At 65.0% G+C, this 7,589-nt stretch carries 6 protein-coding genes; 4 read left to right on the top strand and 2 right to left on the bottom strand.

What is annotated here, in order from left to right:
* Positions 1-118 precede the first annotated feature (118 nt).
* Both QX128_RS19060 and QX128_RS19055 read right to left on the bottom strand, forming a co-directional pair.
* A complete protein-coding gene (locus tag QX128_RS19060; RefSeq protein ID WP_316238215.1) occupies positions 119-1,654 on the bottom strand; it encodes an acyl-CoA synthetase in 1,536 nt (511 codons plus the stop codon).
* Between the two features lie 170 nt (positions 1,655-1,824).
* Positions 1,825-2,997: an acetyl-CoA C-acetyltransferase gene (locus QX128_RS19055; RefSeq protein ID WP_315805196.1), complete on the bottom strand. Its 1,173-nt coding sequence runs from the start codon at positions 2,995-2,997 to the stop codon at positions 1,825-1,827.
* A gap of 138 nt (positions 2,998-3,135) precedes the next feature.
* Here QX128_RS19055 and QX128_RS19050 point away from each other — a divergent pair, with 138 nt between their 5' ends.
* The 4 genes from QX128_RS19050 (at position 3,136) to QX128_RS19035 (ending at position 7,517) form a co-directional block, all read left to right on the top strand.
* Complete coding sequence (locus QX128_RS19050) at positions 3,136-3,795, top strand: TetR family transcriptional regulator (protein WP_316238214.1); 660 nt, start codon at positions 3,136-3,138, stop codon at positions 3,793-3,795.
* Between the two features lie 90 nt (positions 3,796-3,885).
* Positions 3,886-4,644, top strand: a complete 759-nt coding sequence (locus tag QX128_RS19045) for an SDR family NAD(P)-dependent oxidoreductase (RefSeq protein WP_315805194.1) — start codon at positions 3,886-3,888, stop codon at positions 4,642-4,644.
* 156 nt (positions 4,645-4,800) lie between these two features.
* Positions 4,801-5,607 carry an enoyl-CoA hydratase/isomerase family protein gene (locus QX128_RS19040; protein ID WP_316182860.1) on the top strand — a complete coding sequence of 269 codons (807 nt, stop codon included), beginning with the start codon at positions 4,801-4,803 and terminating at the stop codon, positions 5,605-5,607.
* 41 nt (positions 5,608-5,648) lie between these two features.
* Positions 5,649-7,517, top strand: a complete 1,869-nt coding sequence (locus tag QX128_RS19035; protein ID WP_316238213.1) for an AMP-binding protein — start codon at positions 5,649-5,651, stop codon at positions 7,515-7,517.
* Positions 7,518-7,589 lie beyond the last annotated feature (72 nt).

Raw genomic sequence — 7,589 nt, 5'->3', positions numbered from 1 at the left:
CATTTGGCGATGCTCAAGACCGCAGAAGAATCCACGCCATGCACCATGTCCAGTCTGTCTGAACCGGACAGCCGTGGCACAAGGCCGGGCATGACGGAATCTGCGGATCAGTCGCGTTCTAAGCCGCGCCCTTCGGCCAATAGCGCTCGCGCAGATGCCGCTTGACCAGCTTGCCCGTCGGTGTGCGCGGCAGCTCCGGCTCGAAGTCGATCGAGCGCGGGCATTTGATCGGTGACAGATGCTGGCGGCAGAACAGCATCAATTGCTGCTCGAGCTCCTTGCCGGCGCGCGCCATGTCGTGTGGCTGCACCACCGCCTTGACCTCCTCTCCCATCTCCTCGTTCGGCACGCCGAACACGGCGACATCGGCGACGTCGGGATGCGTGATGAGGACGTCCTCGGTCTCCTGCGGGTAGATGTTCACGCCGCCGGAGATGATCATGTAGGACTTGCGGTCGGTCAGATAGAGGAAGCCATCGGCATCGAGATAGCCGACATCGCCGAGCGTCGACCAGCCCTTGTCGTTGTAGGCGCGCTTCGTCTTCTCCGGATCGTTGTGATAGGAGAACACCGGCGCGTCGGCGAAATACACCGTGCCGATCTCGCCGGTCGGCATCTCCTGATCATCTTCGCCGAGGATCTTGATCTTGCCGACCACGGCACGCCCGACGCTGCCGCGATGCTCCAGCCACTGCTTCGAGGTGCAGACGGTGACGCCGTTGCCCTCGGAGCCCGCATAATACTCGATCAGGATCGGGCCCCACCACTCGATCATCCTGGCCTTGACGTCGACCGGGCAGGGCGCGGCGGCATGGATGGCGCCCTTGAGCGTGGAGACGTCATAGCTCTTGCGGACGTCCTCCGGCAGCTTCAGCATGCGCACGAACATCGTCGGCACCAGCTGCGACTGCGTGATCTTGTACTTCTCGACGAGCCTCAGGAACTCCTCGGCGTCGAAATGCTCCATGATGATGGAGGTGCCGCCGAGCACCGAGACCATCATGTTGAAGCGCAGGGGCGCTGCATGATAGAGCGGCGCCGGCGACAGGTAGATGCTCTCGGCGTTCATGCCGCACATGTCGGCGCAGAGCACGCGCAGGAACTGGGTGGGCTGGTCGATCGGATTGCCTTCGAAGTCCTTCTTGATGCCCTTCGGCCGTCCGGTCGTGCCCGACGAATACAGCATGTCGTAGCCGGCGACCTGGTCGGCAATCGACGTCCTCGGCTGGGCGCCGGCCTCCTTGTCCCAGGAGCGGAAGCCGGGCTCGGGCTCGTCGACCATGAAGAACAGCGGGCCGTCCTTGGCGGTGGCGAGATCGCGCACCTGCTCGGCGCATTTCGGCGAGGTGATGAAGACCTTGGCGCCGCAATCCCTGATGATGTAGGCGATCTCGTCCTTGGTGAGATAACGGCTGATCGCCGTGTAGTACAGGCCGGAGCGCTGCGCCGCCCAGGCGATCTCCATGAAGGCGAGCCGGTTCTCCATCAGGAAGGCGACGTGATCGCCGGCTTTCAGGCCGAGCGCGCGGAACAGCTGCGCGCCCTGGTTGGAGAGCTCGTCGAGCTCGCGATAGGTGACGGCCTTGCCGGTGCCAGCCATCTGATAGGCGATCTTGTCCGGATGGCTCTGGGCGTGAATGGAGGGGTGGGTCATGAGGGCTCACCGCTAAATTAGGAAAATGGTGTCGTCCCGGCCTTGAGCCGGGACCCATAACCACAAGGGCCTGTGGTGAGAGCGAGCTGTGGCTCCAACTCGCCCGACATTCAATTCGGTGGCTATGGGTCCCGGCGTTCGCCGGGACGACACCGTTATTGGGGCGCGACTTACAGCCGCTCGACGATCGTCACATTCGCCATGCCGCCGCCTTCGCACATGGTCTGCAGGCCGTAGCGCTTGTTGCGCTGCTTCAGCGCATGCAGCAGCGTGGTCATCAGCTTGGTGCCGGAGCCGCCGAGCGGATGGCCGAGCGCGATCGCGCCGCCATTGACGTTGAGCCGGCTGGGATCGGCGCCAGTGGTCTTCAGCCACGCGGTCGGCACGGAAGCGAATGCCTCGTTGACCTCGTAGAGGTCGATGTCGTCGATCGACATGCCGGCCTTCTGCAGCGCGCGCTGCGTGGCCGGCAGCGGCGCCTCCAGCATGATCACGGGATCGCCGCCCATCATCGTCATGTGGTGGACACGGGCGATTGGCTTGACGCCGAGCGACTTCAGGCCGCGCTCGTTGACGACCATCACGCCCGAGGCGCCGTCGCAGATCTGGCTCGCGGTCGCCGCGCTGAGCTTGCCGTTCTCGGCGATCAGCTTGACGCCCTTGATGCCGTCGAGGGTGACATCGAAGCGGATGCCTTCGTCGATGTGATGGGTGTCGGTCGAGCCGTCGGCCCTGACGATCTCGAGCGGGATGATCTCGTCCTTGAAGTGGCCTGCCTGCGTGGCGGCAATCGCGCGCTGATGGCTGTTATAGGCGTATTCGTCGAGCTCATCCTTGGAGAGACCGTACTTCTCCGCCATCATTTCCGCGCCGGTGAACTGGCTGAACTGGATGTTCGGATAGCGGCTCTCGATGCCAGGGCTCTTGTAGTGTCCGAAGCCGTTCTTCGCCGGAAGCGTGGAGGAGAGACCCATCGGCACCCGGGTCATCGACTCCACGCCGGCGGCGATCACGACATCCATCGCGCCCGACATCACTGCCTGCGCGGCGAAATGCAGCGCCTGCTGCGACGAGCCGCACTGCCGGTCGATCGAAGTGCCAGGCACGCTCTCCGGCAGCTTCGAGGCCATCACCGCATTGCGCGCGATGTTGTTCGACTGCTCGCCGGTCTGCATCACGCAGCCCATGATCACGTCCTCGACCTGGTCCGGCGCGGCGCCGGAGCGCTCGACCAGCGCGTCCAGCACCTTCGCAGCGAGGTCGGCCGGATGCCAGCCGGCCAGGCGGCCTCCCTTGCGGCCGCCGGCCGTGCGTGCAGCCGCGACGATGTAGGCTTCCGCCATGACGTGTCCTCCCTAGACTTGGTGTTCGTGATTGGCTGCGATTTAAATGCGCGATTGAGCCTTAGTCAATCGATCAATTAACTCTTGAGATCAACTCCGGCTTCGGCTTATCTGCCCCGATCAAGCGCGAGACATGTCTTGGGACCCCAGCTTCAGAACAGTGTGCCGGAGAAACTTCCCGCGGGGCGGAATGCGACAGCAGAGAAGCTGCTGGACGCCGCCAGCGAGCTGATGATCGCGAGGTCCTCGATCGAGATCTCGCTGAGCGACATCGCGCAGAAGTCCGGGGCAAACGCTGCGCTGGTCAAATACCATTTCGGCAACAAGGACGGCCTGCTGCTGGCGCTGCTCGCCCGTGACGCCGCGACCGAGGTCGCCAATCTCGAATATCTGCTGGCGCAGCCGCTGCCGCCGACGGCCAAGCTGAAGCTGCACATCAGCGGCATCATCCGCGCCTATCACCGGTTTCCCTACATGAACCGGCTGATCCATTATCTGCTGCACGAGAGCAGCGCCGAAGCGGCCGACGAGGTGTCGAAGTTCTTCGTGGCCCCGCTGCTCGATTTCCATCGCAGGCTGATCGAGCAGGGCGTCGCTGAGGGCGACTTCCGCGCCGTCGATCCGGTGCTGTTCTACACCAGCCTGATCGGCGCCTGCGATCATTTGTTCTTCGGCCGCCACGCGATGTCGCGCGCGATCGGCGTCGGCCCCGTCACCGATGACGTCTGCCGCCAGTACATCGCCCATATGGAGGCGCTGATCTGCGGCGGCATATTGAAACGCGCGAATGGCGAATAGGGGGTAGTGAATAGGGGGATGCCCTACCTTCCCTGTTCGCTACTCCCTACTCGCCATTCGCCAACAACAAACAAACGGAGGAAACGCACCATGCAACTCAACAACGTTGCCGTTCTGATCACCGGCGGTGGCTCGGGCCTCGGCGCCGCCACGGCGCGCGCCATGGCCGCCAAGGGCGCGAAGATCGCCGTGCTCGACCAGAGCAAGGAGAACGCGGAGAAGGTGGCGGCCGAGCTCAACGGCGTCGCCATTCATGCCGACGTCACCGACGAGGAGCAGGTCAAGGCCGGCATCGCCAAGGCCGAAGCCGCCCACGGCATCGCGCGCGTGCTGGTCAACTGCGCCGGCATCGGCGGCTCGCAGCGCATCGTTGGCAAGGACGGCGTCTATCCGCTCGCCAAGTTCGCGCGCATCATCAACGTCAACCTGATCGGCACCTTCAACGTGCTGCGCCTGTTCGCCGAGCGCCTCGTCACCGCCGAGCCGATCGGCGAGGAGCGCGGCGTCGCCATCAACACTGCGAGCGTCGCGGCCTATGAAGGCCAGATCGGCCAGATCGCCTATTCGGCGTCGAAGGGTGGTGTCGTCGGCCTGACCCTGCCTGCCGCGCGCGATCTCGCCAGCCAGAAGATCCGCGTCAACACCATCGCGCCCGGCCTGTTCCTGACACCGCTGCTGATGGGCCTGAACGAAGAAGCGCGCAAGAGCCTGGGCGCCCAGGTGCCGCATCCGGCCCGGCTCGGCGACGCCTCCGAGTACGGCAACCTCGCCGTCCACATCGTCGAGAACCCGATGCTGAACGGCGAGACCATCCGCCTCGACGGCGCCATCCGCATGGCCCCGCGCTAGGCGGCATTCTCCGCTGTCGTCCCGGCCTTGAGCCGGGACCCATACTCCGCGGCGTCTGTGAGAGGCACTCTGGCAGACGCCGCGCTCTAACCAATCAGGCCGGTGGCTATGGATCCCGGCGTTCGCCGGGATGACACTGAGGCTGGAGCGCGCGCCATGTCCCAACCGCTGCTGATCGAACACGACAATGGTGTCGACCGGGTGACGCTCAATCGTCCGGAGAGCCTGAATGCGCTCGACCCGGCGTTGATCGATGCGCTCAACAGTTATTTCGAAGGCCTGCAGCGCAATCGCACCACGCGCGTGGTCGTGCTCAAGGGGGCCGGCAAGAATTTCTGCGCAGGGCTCGATCTCAAGGCTGCGATGCAGCGGCGCGGCGGTGTCAACGAGCCGCCGAGCGTGACCGAATCCCTGGACTCGCAGCGGCGCATCGCCGACATCGTGATGCTGATGCGGCGCTGCCCGCAGCCGATCATTGCGCTGGTGCAGGGCGCGGCGGCCGGCGGCGGCTTCGCGCTGGCGCTCGCGGCCGACATCCGCATCGCCGCGCGCTCGGCGCGGATGAACTGTGCCTTCATCAAGCTCGGCCTGGGGGGCTGCGACATCGGCACCAGCTACTTCCTGCCGCGCCTCGTCGGCGTCTCCGTCGCATCGGAGCTGATTCTCACCGGCCGCTTCATCGGCGCCGAGCGCGCGCTCATGGTCGGCCTGGTGTCGGAGATCGTCGAGGACGATATGCTCGAGAACGCGGCCGCGCCGTTCGTCGACGCGATGATGACGGCCTCGCCGGTCGGACTTCGACTGTCGAAGGAATGCCTCAACATGAGCGTCGATGCGTCGTCGATCGAGGCCGTCATCGCGATGGAAGATCGCAACCAGGTGCTGTGCAGCCGCTCGGAGGATTTCAAGGAGGGCATTACAGCCTTCCTCGAGAAGCGAAAGCCGGTCTATACCAACCGCTAGATATCAAGATCCGCAAAGGACGATATTTCGGGAGACGCAAAATGGACGGGACGGCAGCGAAGGTGTTGGAGAAGCCGGCATTCCGCAAGGTCAACTGGCTGGCGCGCGACATCGACGTCGAGCGCCGCACTGACGGCACGATCATCATCAAGTCGCGCATTCCGCTGCAGGCCTATGAGCCGCATCTGGCGGCGCCGCTCGCCCGCTGGGCCAAGGAGGCGCCGACGCGGACCTGGCTCGCGCAACGCAGCGGGGCCGAGCGGCAATGGCGCAAGCTGTCCTATGCCGAGGCCAAGCGCACGGTCGATGGGCTGACGCAGGGCCTGCTCAATTTGAGGCTGGACGGCCGGCCCGTCGCGATCCTCTCCGGCAATTCGATCGAGCATGCGCTGATGACGTTCGCGGCCATGCAGGCACGGTCGCCGGCGACGCCAGTGTCTCCGGCCTACTCGTTGATGAGTCACGATCACCTCAAGCTGAAATACCTGTTCGGACTGGTGAAGCCGGGCGTGGTCATGGTGCAGGACGGCCCGACCTTCGAGAAGGCGCTGAAGGCGCTCGATCTCGACGGCGTCACCGTCGTTCATGTCGCGCGTCCGTGCGAGGGCGTTGCGAGCATCAGCTTCGCTGATCTCGCCGCGACGCCGGTCACCGGCGCGGTCGACGCGTCGATTGCGCAGATCACGCCGGACACGGTCGGCAAGCTGCTGTTCACCTCCGGCTCGACCGGCATGCCCAAGGCGGTCATCAACACCCAGCGCATGATGTGCGCCAATGCGGCGATGATGATGCAGACGCGGCCGCGCGGGCCGGAGGCGCCGATCTCCACGGTGCTCGACTGGATGCCGTGGAATCACACCATGGGCGGCAATGCGCTGTTCAATCCGCTGCTGATCGAGGGCGGCACGCTCTACATCGACGACGGACGGCCGATGCCCGGCATGTTCGACGAAACCATCCGTAACCTGCGCGAGGTGTCGCCGACCTACTACGCCAACGTTCCCGCCGGCTACGCGGCGCTCGCCGCGGCGATGGAAAAGGACGACGCGCTGTGCCGCTCGTTCTTCAAGGATCTGGGCATCATGGCCTATGGCGGCGCGCGGCTGCCGGACGATCTCTACGAGCGCATGCAGGCGCTGGCGGTGAAGACCACCGGTGAGCGCATCGTGTTCTACACCGGCTGGGGCTCGACCGAGACCGCGCCGACCTCGACCGGCACCTATTGGAACACCGAGCGCGTTGGCCTGATCGGCCTGCCGTTCCCCGGCGTCGAGCTGAAGATGGTGCCTGTCGGCGACAAATACGAGCTGCGCCTGCGCGGCATCAACGTGATGCCTGGCTATTTCGGTCAGCCCGAGCTGACGAAGAAGGCGTTCGACGAGGAGGGCTTCTACTGCATCGGCGACGCCGGCGTATTCGTCGATCCCAATGATCCGGCGCAAGGCATCATCTTCGCCGGCCGCGTCGTCGAGGATTTCAAGCTCACGACGGGCACCTTCGTCCATGTCGGCTCGCTGCGCACCGATGCGATCGCAGCCGCAACGCCGGCGATCCACGATGCACTGGTGACCGGGCAGGATCGCGAATATGTCGGTCTCCTGGCCTGGCCCAATCTGCACGCCTGCCGCCAGTTGGTCGGCGATCCCAACGCGACGTTCGAGGACGTGGTGAAGCATCCGGCCGTCATCGACTGCGTCCGCCGTGGTCTCGAAGCCCATAATAAAGAGTGCGAGGGCGCGACCAGCCGGCGCATCGGCCGCGCCATGTTGATGGTCGAGCCGCCCTCGATCGACGGCCATGAGCTGACCGACAAGGGCTACATCAACCAGCGCGCCGGTCTCGAACGCCGCGCCGCGCTGGTCGAGCGGCTCTACGCGGCCACGCCCGACGGCGACGTGATCGTGCTGTGATGACGACGCTCTCTCTCCATTCGTCATTCCGGGATGCGTGCGAAGCATGCAGGCCGGGAATCCATAACCCCG

The organism is Bradyrhizobium sp. SZCCHNR1015 (genome assembly GCF_032489875.1).
Taxonomy (GTDB): domain Bacteria; phylum Pseudomonadota; class Alphaproteobacteria; order Rhizobiales; family Xanthobacteraceae; genus Bradyrhizobium.
Note: the sequence above shows the minus strand (reverse complement) of the source record. Positions and strands in the feature narration are given on the sequence as shown.